The 19,366-nt window shown below is 67.5% G+C and carries 16 protein-coding genes; 6 read left to right on the top strand and 10 right to left on the bottom strand.

Annotated elements, in window-relative coordinates; translation table 11 throughout:
• Positions 1–36: 36 nt before the first annotated feature.
• On the bottom strand, positions 37–1,443 hold the full coding sequence (locus HR086_RS01530) for an alpha/beta fold hydrolase (protein ID WP_174464628.1): 1,407 nt from the start codon (positions 1,441–1,443) through the stop codon (positions 37–39).
• Between the two features lie 134 nt (positions 1,444–1,577).
• On the opposite strand from HR086_RS01530, the gene HR086_RS01525 reads away from it, so the two are divergent.
• Positions 1,578–3,272: a histidine kinase gene (locus HR086_RS01525; RefSeq protein ID WP_174464627.1), complete on the top strand. Its 1,695-nt coding sequence runs from the start codon at positions 1,578–1,580 to the stop codon at positions 3,270–3,272.
• Positions 3,269–3,961 (top strand): LytTR family DNA-binding domain-containing protein, encoded by a 693-nt coding sequence (locus HR086_RS01520; protein ID WP_141645347.1) that lies wholly within the window; start codon positions 3,269–3,271, stop codon positions 3,959–3,961. The genes HR086_RS01525 and HR086_RS01520 overlap by 4 nt, the downstream gene beginning before the upstream one ends.
• Before the next feature lie 57 nt (positions 3,962–4,018).
• Here the strand turns inward: HR086_RS01520 and HR086_RS01515 are convergent, their stop codons facing one another.
• The 5 genes from HR086_RS01515 to HR086_RS01495 form a co-directional block, all read right to left on the bottom strand.
• Positions 4,019–4,534, bottom strand: a complete 516-nt coding sequence (locus tag HR086_RS01515) for a hypothetical protein (RefSeq protein WP_174463095.1) — start codon at positions 4,532–4,534, stop codon at positions 4,019–4,021.
• 44 nt (positions 4,535–4,578) lie between these two features.
• Positions 4,579–5,109, bottom strand: coding sequence for an RNA polymerase sigma factor (locus HR086_RS01510; RefSeq protein WP_217440534.1), 531 nt, complete (start codon positions 5,107–5,109; stop codon positions 4,579–4,581).
• A 205-nt stretch (positions 5,110–5,314) separates the two neighbouring features.
• On the bottom strand, positions 5,315–6,331 hold the full coding sequence (locus HR086_RS01505) for a neprosin family prolyl endopeptidase (protein WP_174464626.1): 1,017 nt from the start codon (positions 6,329–6,331) through the stop codon (positions 5,315–5,317).
• A gap of 172 nt (positions 6,332–6,503) precedes the next feature.
• Positions 6,504–7,751 (bottom strand): erythromycin esterase family protein, encoded by a 1,248-nt coding sequence (locus tag HR086_RS01500; protein WP_174464625.1) that lies wholly within the window; start codon positions 7,749–7,751, stop codon positions 6,504–6,506.
• A gap of 377 nt (positions 7,752–8,128) precedes the next feature.
• Positions 8,129–10,045, bottom strand: a complete 1,917-nt coding sequence (locus HR086_RS01495; RefSeq protein ID WP_254626133.1) for a M4 family metallopeptidase — start codon at positions 10,043–10,045, stop codon at positions 8,129–8,131.
• A gap of 359 nt (positions 10,046–10,404) precedes the next feature.
• Between HR086_RS01495 and HR086_RS01490 the strand changes: the two genes are divergently transcribed.
• Positions 10,405–12,309: a M4 family metallopeptidase gene (locus HR086_RS01490; protein ID WP_254626132.1), complete on the top strand. Its 1,905-nt coding sequence runs from the start codon at positions 10,405–10,407 to the stop codon at positions 12,307–12,309.
• A 145-nt stretch (positions 12,310–12,454) separates the two neighbouring features.
• Here the strand turns inward: HR086_RS01490 and HR086_RS01485 are convergent, their stop codons facing one another.
• Positions 12,455–14,479, bottom strand: a complete 2,025-nt coding sequence (locus HR086_RS01485) for a serine hydrolase (RefSeq protein WP_254626131.1) — start codon at positions 14,477–14,479, stop codon at positions 12,455–12,457.
• Positions 14,480–14,617: 138 nt separating this feature from the next.
• Here HR086_RS01485 and HR086_RS01480 point away from each other — a divergent pair, with 138 nt between their 5' ends.
• The gene (locus HR086_RS01480) at positions 14,618–15,655 is read left to right on the top strand and encodes a PA0069 family radical SAM protein (protein ID WP_141643529.1); all 1,038 of its coding nucleotides are present in this window, start codon (positions 14,618–14,620) and stop codon (positions 15,653–15,655) included.
• Between the two features lie 21 nt (positions 15,656–15,676).
• On the opposite strand, the gene HR086_RS01475 is transcribed toward HR086_RS01480, so the two are convergent.
• The 3 genes from HR086_RS01475 to serC form a co-directional block, all read right to left on the bottom strand.
• The gene (locus HR086_RS01475; protein WP_141643528.1) at positions 15,677–15,928 is read right to left on the bottom strand and encodes a GlsB/YeaQ/YmgE family stress response membrane protein; all 252 of its coding nucleotides are present in this window, start codon (positions 15,926–15,928) and stop codon (positions 15,677–15,679) included.
• Between the two features lie 185 nt (positions 15,929–16,113).
• Positions 16,114–16,674: a chalcone isomerase family protein gene (locus tag HR086_RS01470; protein WP_141643527.1), complete on the bottom strand. Its 561-nt coding sequence runs from the start codon at positions 16,672–16,674 to the stop codon at positions 16,114–16,116.
• A 40-nt stretch (positions 16,675–16,714) separates the two neighbouring features.
• Positions 16,715–17,803, bottom strand: a complete 1,089-nt coding sequence (gene serC, locus HR086_RS01465) for a 3-phosphoserine/phosphohydroxythreonine transaminase (RefSeq protein ID WP_174453568.1) — start codon at positions 17,801–17,803, stop codon at positions 16,715–16,717.
• Positions 17,804–17,968: 165 nt separating this feature from the next.
• Here serC and HR086_RS01460 point away from each other — a divergent pair, with 165 nt between their 5' ends.
• Complete coding sequence (locus HR086_RS01460) at positions 17,969–18,544, top strand: sigma-70 family RNA polymerase sigma factor (RefSeq protein WP_174453567.1); 576 nt, start codon at positions 17,969–17,971, stop codon at positions 18,542–18,544.
• Positions 18,545–18,550: 6 nt separating this feature from the next.
• Positions 18,551–19,363, top strand: coding sequence for a hypothetical protein (locus HR086_RS01455; RefSeq protein ID WP_174464624.1), 813 nt, complete (start codon positions 18,551–18,553; stop codon positions 19,361–19,363).
• Positions 19,364–19,366 lie beyond the last annotated feature (3 nt).

Genomic DNA, 19,366 nt, shown 5'->3' with positions numbered 1-19,366 from the left:
CCGTCCCCCACACGAGCGCGGGGCGAGCGGGAGACCTCAGGGCTTCGCCTTGATCTCCATTCGCTCGTCGCGGAGCGATTCACCCTTCAGGAAGGACTTCATCCGCTCCAGGATGCGCGGGTCCGACTGGAAGAGGCCGTCGTGTCCCGCGCCCTCCAGCACCAGGTGCACGGCCCGGGAGAGTCCGGGGCGCAGGGCCTCCGCGTTGTCAGGGCTCGTGCGCCCATCCAGGGTGCCGCTGATGAGGAGCACGGGCACGTCGGCCTTGAGAGGGCCACGGAAGGACTCTCCCAGGTCGCTCACGCCGGCCACATCCTCCGCCAGCAGGGCGCCCGGGTTGACGCTGCCACCGAGCACCGCCTTCGCCGCCTCCCGCTCGATGAGGGCGCGTCGCGCCGGGCTCACACCGGAGGCCGCGTCCATCGCGAGCGACATGGGACGCAGCAAGCCTTCGCGAAGCCTGCCCGCGAAGGGCGCCATCGCCTCATGGTTCCCGGACTCCAACGCCGTGAGCAGGGGGAGGAAGCGCCGGAAGGTGGCCGGGTCCCGCAGGGACTCGAAGGCGAGGCACTGAAGGTCGAAGGGGCTGACCTTCCAGGTGCGGCGGTCACCCTTCTCCTCGTCCGTGAACTCCACCGTGAGCGGCTTGCTCCGCAACGACTTCAACAGCTTCGCCAGCCGTGCCTTCAGGCCGGGCCCGCGCTCACCCTCGGCGCGCAACACGGCCTCCCAGCGCCCGAGCAGCGCCTCCGCGTGGGCAGGCCGCTTCCAGGTGTCATCAGGCCCCTCGATGCCCGCGAGGATGATGTGGTCCACCCGCTCCGCGTGGCGCCGCACGTAGGCGAGGCCCAGGTGGGTGCCGTAGCTGATGCCCCAGAGGTTGAGCTTCGGCGCGCCCAGCGCCTTGCGCAGCATCTCCAGGTCGTCGGCGTTCTCCACCGTGGTGAAGGCCCCCAGGTCCACGCCGGCCGCGGTCCAGGTCCGGCTCGCCTCCGCGGCGGCCTTCTTCACCGTGGAGGTGAGCAGCGCCTCGTCCATGCGCTGGTCGAGCGGGATGGCCCACGACTGCTTCAACTCGGGATGCGGGTTCGACTCACCGGTGCCGCGCTGGTCCAGCGCGATGACGTCCGCCACCTCGCGCAAGGCGAGGAACAAATCGAAGCGGCCATAACGCGCGGCATCGATGCCGGAGCCTCCCGGACCACCCGCGAGGTAGACGATGGGCGCCCCGGGCGAGGCGCTCGTGCTCTTGAAGCGCACGAAGCGCAGGGGCAAGCCCGGGCCCTCGGGGTGGGCATGGCGCAGGGGCACGGTGAGGGTGCCCAGCTCCGCCTGAACGGTGCGACCGTCGCGGGCCTGGAAGGTGTGGGGCTGCAGTTGGAAGCCCTGCGCCTGGGCGAGGGACAACGGAAGGATGAGGGCAAGCAGGAGCACGGCACGCATGGCGTTCCTCCGAGAAGGTCTTCAGGGAGGAGAATGCGGTGGCCTGCACGGCACGTGGGGTGCCGGTCGCCCAACGTCTCGCGGTGTCGCCGGAATGCGCGTGGGGCGGCGCCGGGCCGCGTATGTTGAGGCCCATGATGTCCTCCGCCCTCTTCGCGGGATGCTTCGCGCTCTCGCTCACCGCTTCGGCCGCGCTGCCCTCCGCGCGGCAGGGACTGGTGCAGGTGAACACGGAGGATCTCTCCCCGGAGGTCGCGCTCTCCGGAGACGCACGGGGCTGGCACACGGTGGCGGCCGACCAGGTGAACGAGGGGACGGGCCCCTATTGGCTGCGCACGCAGGTGGACGTGCCCCCGCGTGAAGCCGGAGCCCCGACACCTGCCCTCGCCCTGTCGGTGCTCGGGTCATGGGAGGCGTGGTGGGACGGCGGGCTGCTGGGCCGCAACGGACAGGTGGGGCGGACGCCCTCGGAGGAGGTACCAGGACGGGTCGATGCCCTGCTCCCGCTTCCGACCGGACTCAGCGCGCCGGGCCCTCACGTGCTGACGATGCGCATCTCCGCGCATCGACTCGGCTTCCAGCCCGTGGGCACCGTCCACTACATGCAGGTGGGCGAGGCCGCGTCACTCGCTCAGATGCGGATGCTCGGACTGGTGCCAGCCCTTTGCATGCTGGGCGCGCTGGTGCTGATGGGGCTCTACCACCTCGTGCGCGTGCGGCTCGCTCACGGTGGGCTCGCCACGCTCCTGCTCGGCGTGCTGTGCCTCGCCGCCGCGGCGCTCGTCCTGATGGAGTCGTGGCGCGGGCTCGCCAACTATCCCTACCCACAGCACGCGCTGCGGCTGCGACTGCAAGCGGCGGCCGTGCTGGCGGTGGCGGCGCTGCTGCCAGCGACCGTCCACGCGGCCTTCGGCGAGCCACTCCGCTGGCTGCGGTGGATGGGACTGGGAATGGGGCTGCTCGCGCTCGTCTTCGTTCCGGGCTTCGATGCCAAGAACAGCGTGGCGCTCGGGGCCTCGCTCGTCGTCTCCACGGCGCTCGCCGTGCGCGCGTGGCGGAGAGGGGAACCGGGGGGAGCCTTGGGCGCGCTGGCGGGGCTCTGTTTCGCCGGGACGCTCTACCTGTTGGAACCCTGGGGCTTCTCCGAGCGCGGCTTCTTCGTCGCCTTCGGAGGGCTCCTGGTCTGCCTCACGGCGATACATGCCCGGCGGCAGAGACAGCAGCAGGAGCGGTTCGAGAGTGCGACGCGCGCCGCGGAGCGCCTGCAACTGGAGTTGCTCAAGCGCAGCCTGCAGCCGCACTTCCTGATGAACACGCTGGGCGCGCTGAGCGAGTGGGTGGAGACGGAGCCCGCGCAGGCCGTGCGCTTCATCGAGGCCCTGGGCGCGGTGTACCGGCATCTGCTCGCCGTCTCCGGTGAGCGCACCATCCCGCTCGCTCGCGAGTTGGAGTTGTGTCGCGCCCATCTGGAGGTCATGGGCTGCCGACAGGGCACGGCGTTCCAGTTGGAGACCGAGGGCGTTGACCTGTCGGCCCCCGTCCCCCCTGCCCTGCTGCACACGCTCTTGGAGAACGCCTTCAGTCACAACCGCTACGTCTCGCCCCACACCTTCCGACTCGAAAGCAGCCTCGTCGCCGAAGGCACGGGGCCCCGTCGGCGTTACGTCTTCCTCGCGCCTCCGGGCACGGGGACGCGCCCGGGGGGTGGTGAGGGCACCGGCTCGCGCTACCTGCGCGCGCGTCTGGAGGAGGCCTTCCCTGGCGCGTGGAGGCTCGAGGATGGGCCTACGGATGCGGGCTGGAGGACGCGGGTGGAGGTGCCGGCGTGAGACTGCTCATCGTGGAGGACGAGCCACTGGCGGCGCGCCGTCTCGCCCGGCTGTGCGAGCAGCAGCTGGGGCCGGACGCTCCGCCCCCGCGCGTGTGCGCGAGTCTGGACGAGGCACGCGAGCTGCTGGCCGAGCGCACCGTGGACGTACTGCTGCTGGACCTGAACCTCTCGGGGGAAGACGGCTTCGCGCTGCTCGAGGAGGTGGCCGCGGGCGCGTTCCAGACAGTGGTGGTGTCCGCGAACACAGACCAGGCGCTGCGCGCCTTCGAGCTGGGGGTGCTGGACTTCGTGCCCAAGCCATACACGCCGGAGCGGCTCGCCCTCGCGCTCGCCCGAGTGGGAAGCCGCGCGGCCACTCCCCTGCGCGCTCTCGCGGTGAGGAAGGGCGGAGGCGTGGTCCTCGTGCCCCTGGACTCCGTCGCGTACATCCAGGGCGCTGGCGACTACACCGAGCTGGTCCTGCGTGGAGGCGGCACCGAGCTGAGCGAGAAGAGCCTGGAGCGGCTCGAGCAACTGCTCCCCGCCGACTTCTTCCGCATCCACCGCTCCTATCTCATCCGAGTGACGGACATCCGCGAGCTCATCTCCACGGAGGGCTCGCGCACCTCGGTGGAGCTGCGAGACGGCACCCGACTGCCTGTGGGCCGCAGCCGTGTTGGAGTGCTGCGCAAGCGACTGGAGGCGTAGGCGCCGTCGCTGATTCCCGCAGCGGCGTCAGGGGGAATGACTCAGGCGAAGCGTGCGTCACGCCACCGAGCCGACCACCGGGCTCCTTCGCGCGAGCGCCCGCAGCTTCAGCACCTGGTACGTGGCACCGAGGAAGAAGAAGGCCACCAGCACGAGCAGGGCGGTCTGCACGGGCGGCGACTCCGGACTGCTGGCGATGGGCTGGCCCGCGGGAAGGCGCGTCAGCGTCTCGTTGATGCCGGGCACCAGCAGCACCATGAAGCTGGCGGACAGCGTCAGCGTCTCCACGTAGGGCGTGGCGCGGCCGAATCCCTCCACGCGCGAGGCGACGACGCCCACCGCCATGAGCACGAGCGCGAGCAGGCCCAGTCCATGGCCGGGGTTGAAGCCGCCCGTGCTGGAGAGACCGAACGACGTGAGAATCGACGCCACCATGCCGAGCAGGTACAGCCGGCCCACGCGGGTGCCGGGGTCGATGCGTCCGTCGCGAAGGAAGCCCCAGACACCGAAGACGATGGGGGGCAGGCTGAGCACGGTGTGGATGATGCCGAGGGTGGACATGGGATTGGCCATGACGGGTCTCCTTCTTCGGATGTCGATGAGGCGGGGATGAAAGGTCAGGCCAGCAGGTACTCGCGCACCATGGCGCGGGCCCGGTGCAGGCGGCTCTTCACGGCGGGCACGTCCTCGCCCAGGCGCTCCGAGATTTCGCGGATGGACAGCTCCTCGAAGTCGCGCAACAGGACAACCTCGAGGTAGTGCGGAGGCAATGACTCCAGCGCTGAGGCCACATCGAGTCGAGCGGAGTCCGGCGTGTGCGAGACCATCCACTGGTCGGCCCGCGCCTCCTCGTAGGGGTCCTGCTTGAGGGCCACGCGCCCCAGGCGGCGGCACTCGCGTTGAACGATGCGGAACAACCAGCCCGACAGGGACGCCAGCTTCCGGACCGAGCCCAGGTGGCGGGCCAGCAAGAGCAGCGACTCCTGGACCGCGTCGTCGATGTCGCTGATGAAGCAGCGCTGCTGCGCGTACCGCCTGAGGTTGGGCTGGAGCGCCTGGAGGAGGCGGAGCATCGCGTCGCGATCCCCCGCGTGGGCCGCGAGCAGCATCGCGTCGGGAGCAGCGGGCAACGGGTGGGCGGCGGCCATGCGAGTCCCTGGAAGACGGCGGCGGGGAAAATGCCCTGCCTTGCCCACTAAGAGGCGGGCACCCGACAAACGGATTCGCGACCTCGACGATTTTCTCCGGACCGCGCCGCCCGATGCCCGAGCGGCGCGTCAACCCCTTGAATCTACACACCGGGCGATGCCCCAGAGCGAGGACACGCCCGTCTCCCAAGCTTTCGAGCGGAGGCTACCCGCCGCCGTTTCCGCCGTAACGGAGGTTCGACAGGCCCGGGTAGTACAGGCCGTAATACGCGGCGTTGGAGACATACGTCTGCCCGGCGCCAATGCTGTAGCAGTTGGTGCCCGAGTGGGTGCACATCTCGTCGATGGCGCCGGAGGCCGCGTTCGGTGGGAACAAGCCGTTGCCCATGTCCGTCACCGGCGGCAGGCGCGCACCCGCGTCGAACACCTCACCGTACCAGTGGGCCATGTCGCCCGACGTGAAGGCACCGCCCCACCGTGAGCCGGGGAAGTAGCCCACCCAGGCATCATTGAAATACACCCACCAGTCGGTTCCCGAATAGAGGACGAAGAAACGCGGCTTCGCGCCGATGTAGCCGCTCAGGTCCATTCCCGGGTAGTAGCTCGGGTGGACCTGCACCCAGCCCGTGACGTGCTGGAAGACGCCTCCCACCGTGTGGCCGACGAGCAGGGTGGGATACGACGTCTGGAACTTGCGGTAGCCCGTCGCGACAATCGACGTGCTGGCGCCCCGGACCATCGACACCACCGTGCTGGCCTGGTCCAAGGTGTGGGCAACCTGGGGGTTGTTGATCTGAAGACGCGCGCCCACCCCCAGCGAGTAACCCGTCTCTGACGTCGGCTTGTACACCCCCACGTAATAGATGGAGTCGGCGCTCGCATGGACGGGACGATTGCCTTCGGACGCGCCGGGCATCGCGGGCAGCCAGGATGCGAGCGGGCGCGGCGGCGCCGGGTTGTACACCGCCTGGGGCACCTGACCGCTGGGGCAGAGCCGGGCCGTGGTGACCTGGGCTTCCTGCCGTGAGTCTCCCACGACGAGGGCCGTGGACGGTGCCGTCACGCGCAGCGCTTCCGCGGAGAGCGGGATGCAGCGGTAGTGACCTACCGCGGAGGGCTGGTCCGCCTGGGCCGCGGGCTCCTTTGCATCAGGAGCGCCACAACCCAGGGTGACGAGTGAAAATAGACAAGCGACGCGGGAGAACAGCGAATGAGGCTGCATGGTGACTCCGGGGCCCCAGGACCTGGGGCCAGTCGAGGAGCGGGGCACGACGCCACCATATTTGTCTCGGTTTGGATTGAGCGCCAGTCCTTGGATGGCTGGGGCAACAATGACTCTCACATTGGTACGGAAAATGGAGCGCGCCTGACCCCTCCGGGACTCGCTGGTGGGGTCAATGCGTCGCTGGGCTCGCCCGGGCCACCGGGCGCGGTGGGGCTTCTTCCCGGAAGATGAGCAGCCCATCCATGACCGTGGCCCAAGGGGCCGTCATCCACGCGTAGTTCAAGGGACGCGCCACCCGAGGCCCGAAATCACGCAGCTGGCTCCCATCCAGATACCGCGTGTCCCCGGTGTGGCCCGAAAACGCCCAGCCCTCCAGGGAGTCGTCCCGCGCGGGCGCGAGGGAATTCGTGCGAGGGGTGCTGCCGATGGAATAGCTCCCGGATCGCGCGGAGAAGCCCAACACGAAGGCCCGCGCCCCGAACTTCTCCTGGACGTAGGACCCGAAGGACGTCCCGTGCCGGGTGTCCGCATCAAGGCCCTTGAGGTCTTTCGCCGCATGAACGGTGGCAAGCCAGACAATGGCCTTTCGGGGCCTGGATGACTGGGCCAGGTGCCATTCCAGATTCATGAACATGGAGCGGGAGCGGTCATCGAAATCGCTCCAGCTCCATGTCCCTCCAGACGCGTCCGGAGCCCGGGACATCGCGGCGACCTGACGGGTGTAGTTCCGCTCAAGGCTGCGGACCATCTGCAACTGGCCTCGAGCCCTCGGCGTCACAGCCACTCCGGGCCTGGAGAGCACCGCCCCCAGCTCCGTCCAGCAGCCCAGGATGAACTTCATGTGCTCCGCCGTATATGGGTGGGCGTCGTCGTAGTTCCAGGACATGTTCCTCTCGATTTCCTCTCCGCACGCGGCCTGCCTCGGGCCCTCCAGAAAGGGAATGAGTTCGCGCGCCATCTCGCGCTGGGCGTAGGTGCCTCGGTTGATCTGATCATCAATCCCACCCGCGACGAGGGTCCCCGCCTTGAGCCGCTCGGACAGGAACGGAATCAGGGGCGCCATCTCCTGATTGGCCCACATCCCACCAATCGCAGTGGCAACCAGGTCCTCGCTGACGGGTTGGCCCGCCTCTCTCAGCACCTGGAGGTGGAGGAAGTCATAGATGCCTGTCTCGATGAAAAAGGCATCGTATTGGCATTCTTCCACGAGCCTGCGGGTCAGTTCCGCTTTGAAAGCGATGGTCCTGCCATTGCCGTGGTGGGACTCCTCGCCGAGCAGCGCGAGCTGCTTGTCGCAGAGGTCACGCACAATCCGGTCGGCATCAGAGGCCACCGCGCCCCCTTGCGCGGCCACGCCTCGGGCCGGGGAGGCACAGCTCGAAAGAAACAAAGAGAGCAGGAGCAGGAGGAATCTCATTCGCGGCCCTTCCATGCGGAGGAATGTCGCGGTGTAACGCTCCTGGGCGAGCCTTCCCCTCAACCTCGCACGCATCCGGCACCTGGCTGAACGCGCTTTCAACCCCACCCTGTGCGCGTGAAGGCACGCCCCATCGACAATCCGCCCAACCCGTGGGCGAGCACCGCGGTGGAGTCCCTGGACGAAATCCCGCCCTATGGATTCGCGACCCTGACGATTTTCATCGGATTCGCGCCGCCCACCTTCGAGCGGCGCGTCAACCGCTTGAATCGATACGCCAGACACGGCCCCGTGGAGGAGGGACATGCTCGTCTTCAGTCTGGGATGGCCCTGTCCCCGGAGCGGGCAGCCGCCCGCCATCCCTGCCCGCGCACCGCTCAGAAGGAATAGCTGAACGTCACGCCGGAGTAGGCCCGGTACCCGTTGATCATGACCCAGAACCTGCCCGGTACGGGCCGTGACGTGCCGGTACACACCTCGGTGTTGGTCGTCGAGTAGGAGCGGCAGTCGTAGACGCTCTTCGTTGGAGCAGCGCCGTATCGCACGTAAAGGTCCGCGTCACCCGTGCCTCCGCCGAGGGTAAAGTACGGGGAGGTGAATGCACCGACGTCCGCGCAGTAGTACCGGTTCGAACCCACCGCGCCGTTGAGGTTCGTCACGGTACCGCTGAAGCGAGGAAGGGTCGTGCAGAACGTCGGGAAGTAGAGAGGGAAGCCCACGACCTGCCAGGACAGGCTCACGGACTCCAGCACGGCCGCGCTGAAGCCGAGGTCCTGCGCCGCGAACTGGGTATAGGTCTTGGCCTGCTCGAAGGTGGTGCTGGCGGTGAAGTAGTCGGTGCTGGCCTTGTAGAAGATGCGAGCAGCGGCCTCTACGCCAATGCCTGGGACTTCCGTCGGGGTGCGCCCGCGCGGATGCACACCGCCGGTGGCCAGCAGCTTGAACGCCAGGTTCGAGATGCCCGACGCGTAATGCACGTCGGTGTCGGACGAGTAGTCCCCGTAGTAGTCCAGCGAGGCGCCGTCCAGGACCGGGTCGTTCATGTATCGGAGGGCGTCATCGGGCGTGGCGGGCGTCCAGATGTCCTCGCCAATCTTCCAGATGTCCGGGCCCATGGACCACGAGTTCGACCAGCTCTCGCACACGGAGGCGAAGATGTCCGACAGGGACTCGTTCAGCGCGCCGGACTCGCCGGTATAGATGAGGCCGGACTCGAAATCCGTCACCGCGTGGGTCAGCTCGTGGGCCACCACATCCAGGTCCGTGCACAGCGGCCCGGCGTTGACCCCGTCTCCATCGCCGCACACCAGTTGCGTGCCGTCCCAGAAGGCATTCACGTAGTGGGTGGAGTAATGCACGGTGCTGGTGAGCGTGTGGCCCGCATTGTCAATCGAGTCACGCCCGAACAGTGTGTTGAAGCAGTCGTACGTGGTTCCCAGCACGTCGAAGTTGCCGTCCACGTGGGCATCGCCCGTGGCGCTCTGCCCCTCGCCGCGCCTGAGCGTACCGGGGAGGCTGGTGGCGTTGTTGGCACTGTACACCCTGCGGTTGAGCGCGTCGTGGATCTCCGGCGCGCGCAGGACGATGGAGGCATCCGAGGCGTCCACGTAGACACGGTCCCGCAGGGGCGTAGCGGCGGCGGTGCCCGTCACCCGCACCTCCCAGGTCAACCGCAGCGGGTCCTTCGCGGTCGCACGGACATAAACAAGGCGAGGCATGCCCTCCAAGGCGCTGGCGCCCGGCGTTTTCCGCAAGGCCACCTGCTGGGCGGTCTCCAGCGCGATGCCGGGGCTGGAGGGAACCTGCTCCCCGTCCCGCGCCGAGCCGTTCACCGCGTACACCCGTCCAGACGCATCCAGGTGCACCACCAACTCACCACCGACCACCGGCAGGCCGTCCTTGGTCTGCGAGTACCGGAGATGGGTGCGTCCCTGCGTGTCACGAGCGATTCGCCGAGGCACCAGGTCGCGCGCGTCGAGGCGGAAAGACGGGGCGATGCGCTCCAGTGCCGTGGTCACCAACTCGTGGGCCTGCCAGACCGTGACGTCCGCGAGGCTCTGGCCCACCCATCCCAGCTCTCCATGAATCATGTACGGCACGCCGTCACCGTGTGAGCCCAGAACCTGGACGTCGGGGAGCGCGCTCAGCGCCGTCGCGATGTCCTGGAGGCGGGCATCGCTCGTGAGGACGCTCTGCTCTGGCTGTGAGGCCTCGGAGGGCTCGAGATCTCCGGCGGAACAGCCAGAGAGGGAGAACGACAAACATGCGGCGAGCCAGCGGATGCCACGCATCATGGTCTATCCCTTCTGCAGTGCGGTGATGTGGATGACGCGCGTTCATTAGATACAAAAACAACAAACCCGGAGGAATAGGGGGAATCCACCACCGAAGCGGAGGGGCAGCAATGTCCTGCGAGGTCTTTCCTGCGCGCGATTGGAGCAATGAATTTCAGATTCACGACACGCTGGACACTCCTCTCCCTCGTTTTAGGGAATCCCCAAAACCCCTGGCCTCGAGCACGCTTGGCGGATGCCATCGGTTGGATAAGAGCGCGTGTGACAAGGCGGCCGTCCGGCGGAGTCGGATTGCCATGGGGAGGTGCTCCGGACCCGACCCGGAGTTCCTCCATCGAGGCGAGAGCCAAGGAGAAGCCATGAAGTTTCCCTCTGCGTACGTCATATGGACCACCTGCCTCTGCGCCAGCATCACGGCGTGCGATGCCCCGTCCGGAGAGGTGCCACCTGCCATGGCCATCTCGGCGGCCACGCACGTGGAGGCGACCGCGCCGGCATCCGCGCCCAGGCCACACGTCGACTCCAGGACAGATGGCCACTACTTCGTCCGCCGCGACCTCGGCCGCGTCCCGCGTGTCTTCACCGAGAAATCACGGGCCACGGGGGAGGATGTCCGTGGAGTGTTGAATGACGTGGCGTCGGAGTTCCGCATGCGGGGCGAGGACCTGGTGTTCCGCAAGCAGAACGTGGACGAGCAGGGCCACCGGCACTTGCGCTTCCAGCAGTTCCACGGGAGCTTGCCCGTCATCGGTAGCGCCCTGGTGCTCCACGTGGATTCCCAGGGAGCCGTCTACGCGGTCAACGGCAACGCACGGGGTGGTGGCCGCGTTTCGAGAGAGGGCGTGATACCGCCCGAGAATGCCGCCCAGGTGGCGGTACGTGGTTCGCGTGCGGAGCCCGCCATGGCCGTGGGTTCCCCGAAGCAGGTATTCCTCCGTCCCGAAGGTGACGAGGAGATGCATCTGGCATGGCAGGTCCCAGTCGAAGGCCAGCGCGCGGGCATCCCCTCCAAAGACCTGGTCTATGTGGACGCGCATGATGGCGAATTGCTCGCCGTGCATCCGCGCATCCACTCCGCGCTCAACCGGCGCATCTACAACGGAAACAACGCCTCCACGCTGCCCGGTACGCTGGTCCGCGGCGAGGGCCAGGCTGAGCACCCCGACCCGGTCGTCAACACCAACTACGACCATCTGGGCACGGTGTATGACTGCTACAGCGAGCTGTTTGGCCGTGACTCCATCGACAACGCGGGCGCGGCGCTCCTCAGCACCGTGCACCACCGTGTCGCCTATGTGAACGCCTTCTGGGACGGCACGCAGTTGGTGTATGGCGACGGTGACGGCGTGACCGCCAGCAACCTGGCGAACTCGCTGGACGTGACCGCGCACGAACTGACCCACGCCGTGACCGACCACGAGTCCGAGCTCATCTACTCGGGTGAGTCCGGCGGTCTGAACGAGTCCCTGTCGGACATCTTCGGTGCGGTCTGCGAGTGGTACGGCGACGGCAAGGTCGTCAGCCCTCACACGTGGGAGATCGGCGACGGCATCTGGACGCCGCACATCCCGAACGACGCCCTGCGATACATGGCCAATCCCACACAGGATGGCGACTCACTCGACTGCTACAGCGACTACTCCTCCGGCGTGGATGTGCACTACAGCTCGGGTATCTCCAATCTGGCGTTCTACCTGCTGTCTCAGGGCGGCACGCACCCACGCGCGAAGACGACGACGGTGGTCGCGGGCATCGGCATCGAGAAGGCCGCGAATATCTTCTACAAGGCCAACAGGGACATCCTCATCGCCAGCTCCAACTTCGAGGCGGCCAAGACCGCGACCGAGCAGGCCGCCGCACAGCTGGGCTACGACGCCGCTACCATCACCTCGGTGAGCAACGCCTGGAAGGCGGTATGTATCGGCGTTGAAGTGGAGGGCCCCGTGCCCAACCCATGGCTGTCGATGACCGGCCTTTCGGGTAGCGCGGGCTCCTTCCAGCACTGGAGCCTCGATGTCCCCGCCGGCAGGTCGAAAGTGACCTTCAAGGTCAGCGGCGGCACGGGTGACGTGGACCTCTACGCCAGATTCGGCGCGCCGCCGACAACGACGACCTACCACTGTCGTCCGAACCTCAGCGGCAACAACGAGACCTGCACGTTGACGGCGCCGACGGCGGGCACGTACTTCGTCGGCCTCCGCGTGTACTCGGCGTACTCGGGCGTCACGCTGACGACATGGACCGGGCTCGGCCACTCGGAGTGAGCGGGCCGCCGGCTCTTGCTCCCCGGTCTTGACCTTGGCCACGGACTATCGGACGCCCCGACGGGAGGAAGGTCCTTCCCGCGGGACAGCGCACCAACGGACCGGCGGAGGCGCTTGCGAGCCCCGCCGGTCCCACGAGCCGTGATTAGAACAGGTCGTGCGCGGGCCAGGCGCTGACGCCATTCACGACGCTCCACATGAGGCTGTCGAGGTTGATGTCCGACGTGCCCGAGCCGGCCCTGTTGTTGGAGTTGGTCATGGCGGACCAGGTGAACTCCTCGGCGCGGCTCGGCCCATAGCGGTCATCGGTCCGCACCAGCAGGGCCAGGGTGCCCGGGACATAGCCGCCGTGCCACCAGTTGGGGAGGCTGTTCACGGACCAGCCCTTCGCATAGTTGACGGGGTTGCCCAAGGTATCGGGCGCCGTCGTGCGCGTGGTCATCGTGGTGAGCGAGCTTGTGCTCAGCAGGTCCGGGACGGTCGAGTACCCATCCGCTCGAACGGAGACGCGCAGCAGGTCGATGGGCGTGACGACCCAGCCGCCGTGCGCATCCATGCGACGCACCGGCATGCCGTATGGATTGAAGGCCCCCGCGCCAAGCTGGTAGTAGACGACCTCGTTCGACAGACGCGCGGCCAGTGTATCGCCTCCGACGGCGAAGCTGGTGGCGCCGCTGGGCGTGAACACCTGGCTTTGCATATAGGCGTCATAGGTCATCCCCGTGACGCGTTCGATGATGCGACCCAGGACGCTGTAGCCGAAGTTCGAATACTGGTACGTCGTCCCCGGCGCGAACTCGAGCGACACGTTCTGCAACACCCACTGGATGAGCTGCGCGTGCGTCATGCTCGTGTTCATGAACATGGGGTCACCCGTCCCATCCGCGCCGTCGTTGTCCCAGCCGCCCGCGGTGTGCTCCAGCAGTTGCTGGACCGTGATGTTCAGGACGCGGCTGTCCCGGTAGGTGCCCTGCGCGCCGTACGTCTCACCGAGCAATCCGCCCCGGCCGAAGACGCGGTCCGTCAGTTGAATCTGGCCGTTCTCAATCAGCTTCATGATGCCGATGGAAGTCATCGGCTTGGACACACTGGCGACGCGGAAGCGGTGGGAGGAGTTGACCGGGGTGCTGTTGGCCTGGTCGGCCAGGCCATACCCCTTGGCGAACACGAGACGCCCGCGGCGCGTGATGGCCAGCGACAGGCCGACGGTGTTCGTGTTGGACATCGCCTGCTGGACGGTGGTGTCGATGTGCTGCAGGTCCGCCGCGCTGAACGTCAGGTTCTGCCAGACCAGCGCGAACTCGGGCTGGCTCCCATTGTTGTGCGCCGCCACCACGACGGGGCGGTATCCCTGGTTCTTGAGGTCCGTCGCGGCCTGTTGGTAGCCAGCGGAGGTGAGGCCATGACGCGCGGCAATCGGAACCCCCGCTGACGCATGGAAGATGGCCGCATACCGGTCCGTGCCGCCCACGTTGTAGCTGCTGACCTTCGCGACCTGGTAGCCCTGGGACGCGTTGGTATTGAACGTGGACTGGTACTGGGCCGCGGTCAGCCCGTGATAGGCCCGCGCCGCCGGCCCGCTGGTCTGCTCCCAGACGGCCGCATAGCGCTCAGCGCCACCGGACGTGTACCCACTGACGTGCACGAGCCGGTAGCCCTGCCCGGTCCAGGTGTTGAACTCCGTCTGGTACTGGGCCGCGGTCAGGTCGTGGCGGGCCACCCACGCGGCGACCCCGTCCGAATGGAAGATGACCGCGAAGTAGGCGACGCCTCCGACGCTGTAGCCGTTGACCACCACCGGGCGGTATCCCTGCGCGTTTTGATTGACGGCGGTGGTCTGATACTGCGCGGAGGTCAGCCCGTGGAAGGCCCGCCAGGCCGGGCCGCTCGTCTGCTCCCAGATGGCCGCGTAACGGACACTGCCTCCGTCTTCGTAGCCGCTGACATAGGAGAGGCGATAGCCTTGCCCGGTCCAGGTATTGAACTCCGTCTGGTATTGGGCGGCGGTGAGCGCGTGGCGGGCAACCCACGCATCATAGGGTCCGGCCAGGGCCTGGGACGTGGAACCAGGAGGGACGTGGGACGCTTCCTCCGCAACCCCGCATCCCACCAGGGAGACCACCAGCACTGACAGGACTGTCAGAAGCGGCTTCATTCCAAGAGACTTCATGCTCGAGAGCTCCTGCTTGACGTTGATGCTGCCGACAGGAAACGAACCCGGAGCGCATTCCACCTCAACCGCGGCCAGAAAAAATCGTTCGCTACTCTAACCCTTGACTGAACGCGCTTTCAGCCCCACCCTGTGCGCGTGAAGGCACGCCCCATCGACAATCCGCCCAACCCGTGGGCGAGCACCGCGGTGGAGTACCTGGACGAAATCCCACCCTCGCGGCTGGAAGTCTTTGAAGACCACAGCAAGCAGGTCGTCTCGCACAACGACAGCCCGGACGTGGGCTTCAGCTGGAGCGTCAATCCCTACCGGGGCTGCCTCCATGCCTGCGCGTACTGCTACGCGCGGCCCACGCACCAGTACCTCGACTTCGGCGCGGGCACCGACTTCGAGACGAAGCTCGTCGTGAAGCCCCGCGCGGCGGAATTGCTGCGCGAGCACTTCGAGCGCCCGTCCTGGAAGGGCGAAACCGTCGTCTTCAGCGGCGTCACCGACTGCTACCAGCCGCTCGAGGCCTCCATGCGCCTCACCCGCGCCTGCCTGGAGGTCTGCGCCGAGTACCGCAACCCCGTGGGCATCATCACCAAGGGCGTGCTCATCGAGCGGGACCTCGACGTGCTCCAGCAAATCTCGCGCGACGCCCGGCTCTGGGTCAGCATCAGCCTGCCCTTCCACAACGCGGAAGTCGCACGCGCCATGGAGCCCTACGCGGCCTCCCCCCAGCGGCGGCTGCTCGCGATTCGCCGCCTGGCCGAGGCCGGCCTCAACGTGGCCGTCTCCGTGGCCCCCATCATCCCGGGGCTCAACGACGAGGACATCCACCGCGTGCTCACCGCCGTGCGTGAAGCCGGCGCCAGCCGCGCGCACTTCACCCTGGTGCGCCTGCCCGGGCCCGTGAAGGACGTCTTCGAGGAACGCCTGCGCGCCAAGTTGCCCCTGCGCGCCGAGCGCGTCCTGCACCGCATCCGGGAGATTCGCGGTGGGGAGCTCAACGACTCCCGCTTCAAGCACCGCATGCGCGGCGAAGGCCTCTACGCGGAGACCATCCACCGCCTCTTCGACACGACGGCGCGCAAGGTCGGCCTGCGCACCTCCTACATCACCGAGGACGCGCCGGACACCTTCCGGCGTCCGCCGCGCAAGCCTCCGCCGTCACCCCAGCTCAGCCTCTTCTGAAGGCGTGAGGGGCCCCGGCCGCTATTTGCGTATCGCCTGGACGATGCTGATGAGGATGACCGCCCCCACCGTGGCCACCGCCAGCGAATAGAGGTTGAGCCCCGTCACACCCCGGCCGCCCAGCAGGCTGAACAGCCAGCCGCCAATCATCGAACCGACCACGCCGGTCGCGATGTTGGCGAAGATTCCCATCTTCGCATTCGTGCCCTTGATGATGCTCGCCAACCAGCCGGCGATTCCACCCAGCACCAGCCACGCGCAAATACCACCCATGTCGTCCTCCTGACCGGCCGGTTGCTATCAGACCCGGCGTCGCCGTGCAGCCGGGCACGTTCCTACTACGCGCCACGCATCCACGTATTTCAAGCGTCACCCAGGGCGCCCGAAAACGCGAAGACGCCCCGTGCCTCTCACCGAGACACGGGGCGCCCGAGGTGACGCGAGGTGTGACGACTCGCTCAGTCCTTGCCGAGCATCCCGTCCTTCAGGCCGCCATCCACCGGGTCCTTGCCCAGCCACACCGAGAAGAGCGCGTCCGCGAAGTCCTTGCCCTCCACGGAGATGTCCTCGCCACCCTTGGTGCTCTTCACCTCGGTGCCCTTGCCCGGCACGTAGGTCAGGATGAGCTCGTCACCCTTCTTCAGGTCCGGGATGGACGCGTTGAACGAGTCCAGCTTGGGCTGGAGCGCGGGGAGCTTGGCGCCCGCGTTCTTCTTGAAGCCGTCCGAGATGGCCTCGGTGATGGTCTTCTTGTCCAGGTCACGAAGCATGTACATGCGGACGCGCTTGGTTTCGTCCGCGGCGATGATCTGCGCCGCGTCCTTCGACGGCGTCTCCAGATACAGCCCCACCGTGTAGACCTTGAAGACGACCTTCTTGCGAAGGCCCACACCGTTGAGCTTCAGCTCCTTGTCGCCCACCTTCGCGGTGTCCGGATAGTTCACCCCGGCCACTTCCTTGGCGAATGCGGGCACGGCGAACAGCAGGCAGAGCGCGACGGCGGGCAGCGTGGCTTTCATGAAACCCTCCAGATGAGTTGTTCCGCGAGTTCGACGGAGACTACCCGCGGGTCTTCACGAAATGTTCCATGAAGGTGACAAGGGTGCGCACATTCTCCACAGTCACGGCGTTGTACGTGGAAACCCGGATTCCGCCCGCCGTCCGGTGCCCCTTCAGCCCCACCATTCCTTGCTGCTTCGCGTCAGCGACGAAGGCCGCGTCGAGTTCCGGCGTGGGCAGGTGGAACACGACGTTCATCACCGAGCGGGACTCGCGCTCCACCGGCGCCCGGTAGAAGCCGGAGAGCCTGTCGAGCGCGCCGTACAAGAGCTCCGCCTTCTGGCGGTTCCACGCTTCAACCTGCTCCAGGCCGCCCACGCTCTTCATCCACGCGAGCACGTTGCGCACCAGGTAGATGGCCAGGGTGGGGGGCGTGTTGTAGAGCGAGTTGTTCTCCGCGTGGACGGAGTAGCGGAAGATTTTCGGGATGTCCTTGCGCCCTCGCGCGATGAAGCCCTTGTCCGCCACCACCAGCGTCACGCCGGAAGGTCCCAGGTTCTTCTGCGCGCCGGCGTAGACGAGCCCGAAGCGCGACAGGTCCATCTTCTTCCATAGGAAGTCGGAGCTCATGTCGGCCACCAGCGGGACGGTGCCCACGTCCGGCGTCGTGTGCCACTGGGTGCCGTAGATGGTGTTGTTGCTCGTCAGGTGGACGTACGAGGCCTGGGGGTCCAGCTTCAGCTCGTCCTGGCGGGGGACCCGCGTGTAGTGCTTGTCGGACCGCACCGTCGTCACCGCGACGCGGGCCTTGCCGTAGTACCTCGCCTCGTCGAGCGCCTTCTCGCTCCACACGCCCGTCATGAGGTAGTCCGCGCTCGTGTCGGGGGTGAGGAAGTTCATCGGCACCTGGGCGAACTGCTGCGACGCGCCGCCGGTGAGGAAGAGCACCTGGTGGGTGGACGGCAGTCCCGTCAGCTCGGTCAGCAGGGCGATGGCCTCGTCGTGGACGGCCTCGTATTCCTTGCCCCGATGGCTGTGCTCCATCACGGACATGCCGGAGCCCTGGAAGTCGAGCAGCTCGTCCCGGGCGCGCTCCAGGGCGGGCAGGGGCAGGCCGGCGGGGCCAGGGTTGAAGTTGATGACGCGCATGGCGGGGTCCTTCGCGAAAATGAAACGGCGGGGTGCATTCTTCTCCCCAAGCCCCCCCTGGGAGCCAGTAGGAAGCAGTCCGCTCCGCCCGCTTCCTCGCGGGGTCAGGGGACGGTCGAGTCAGTCGCGTGGCCACCGGACACCGCCGGGGGTCTTGGAGGACAGGTGGGTTCCACGGAGGGACTGGCGGAATGGGTGCGGCGCGCGGCGAATGGGGAGGCTTCCGCCTTCAGTGAGCTGTACCGGCGCACTCGCCCCCTCGTGGCGAGGCTGATGGCGGGGTTCGCCCCGCTGGACCCCGACGAGGTGGAAGACGTCATCCAGGAGACCTTCGTCCGGGCGTTCCGGGCCCTCCCCCGACTCAAGGAAGCCGGGGCCTTCGAGGCGTGGCTCCTGTCCATCGCACGCAACCGGGCCCGGACCCGGCTGGAGCGCAAGGCGAGCGTGCGGCGCCTGGAAGACGACATCGCGGACCCGGAACCGGAGACAGTCCCGGCCCTTCCGGAGGCCCTCCAGCTCGAGCGCGACATCGAGGTGGTCCGACAGCTCATTTCCGAGCTGCCCGAGGGCGAAGAGAAGCGGACAGTCCGGCTCTTCTATATCGAAGGAGAGCTGTCCGCGCGCGAGATTGCCGAGCAACTGGGTGTGGGAAAAAGCGCGGTGACGATGAGACTCGAGCGCTTCCGGGGCCGTATCAAAAGAGAGTTGCTGCGGCGAGTGCTCGCCGGACGTTGGGAGTGAGAGGTCATGAGACACCTGGATGACGAGGCGCTACACGCTCTTGCCCGTCGTGAGCCGGACGCGGTGAAGTACTTCCGCGAGCACCTGGCCACCGCGTGTGAGGCGTGTGAAAGCTTCCTCGCCACCCACTCCGGCCCCGACGTCCTGGATGGACAGGTGGACGCGGTGCTCCTCGCCCTGGCCCCGCCCCAGAGCGACGCGCCGCTGGACGAGGTGGGCTTCGCGCGGGTGCGACGGCGGCTGCGCGCGCCCCGGCTGGACACCCGAAAGTGGGGCCTCATCGCCGGGGCCGTAGCCGCGGGCCTGCTCGCGGTGGTCGTGGTGCCCCGGCTGCGTCAGGGAACCACCGGGGTGGAGGTGGGGACCGCGTCCCAGGAGCCCGGGGTGAAGGGCCAGGTGGGGCGCATCGCGCTGGAGCTGGCGGTGGTGGTTCGGGGCGCGGATGGCAGCCTGCGCCGATTGGACCCGGACACCCAGGTGGACTCGCGCGACGTGCTCCTCCTGCGCTACCACGCCACCGAGGCGGGCACCGCCCTGCTCTTCCAGCAGCGCGCGGGCGAGGAGCCCCAGTTGCTCGGACCGTTCGACCTGGAGGCGGGAACGCATGACCTGCAGGACCCCCAGGGCCTCTCCGGCGTCAGCCTGGAGGGCGAGTCCGGCCCGCTGACGCTGTGGCTGGCCGCCTCCCCCACGGGCCTGCAACCCTCGGTCGACGAGGTGAAGCGCGTGCTGGTGGGAGAAGGTGAGCGATGGGAACAAGGCACGCTGGCGGTGACGAGGTTCGACGTCCGCGTCCGAAGCAGCCAGAATCCCCGCTGATCA

Origin of the sequence: Myxococcus sp. CA039A (assembly GCF_013336645.1) — a bacterium.
Taxonomy (GTDB): Bacteria; Myxococcota; Myxococcia; order Myxococcales; family Myxococcaceae; genus Myxococcus; species Myxococcus llanfairpwllgwyngyllgogerychwyrndrobwllllantysiliogogogochensis.
This window is presented reverse-complemented; position numbering and strand designations above follow the sequence as displayed.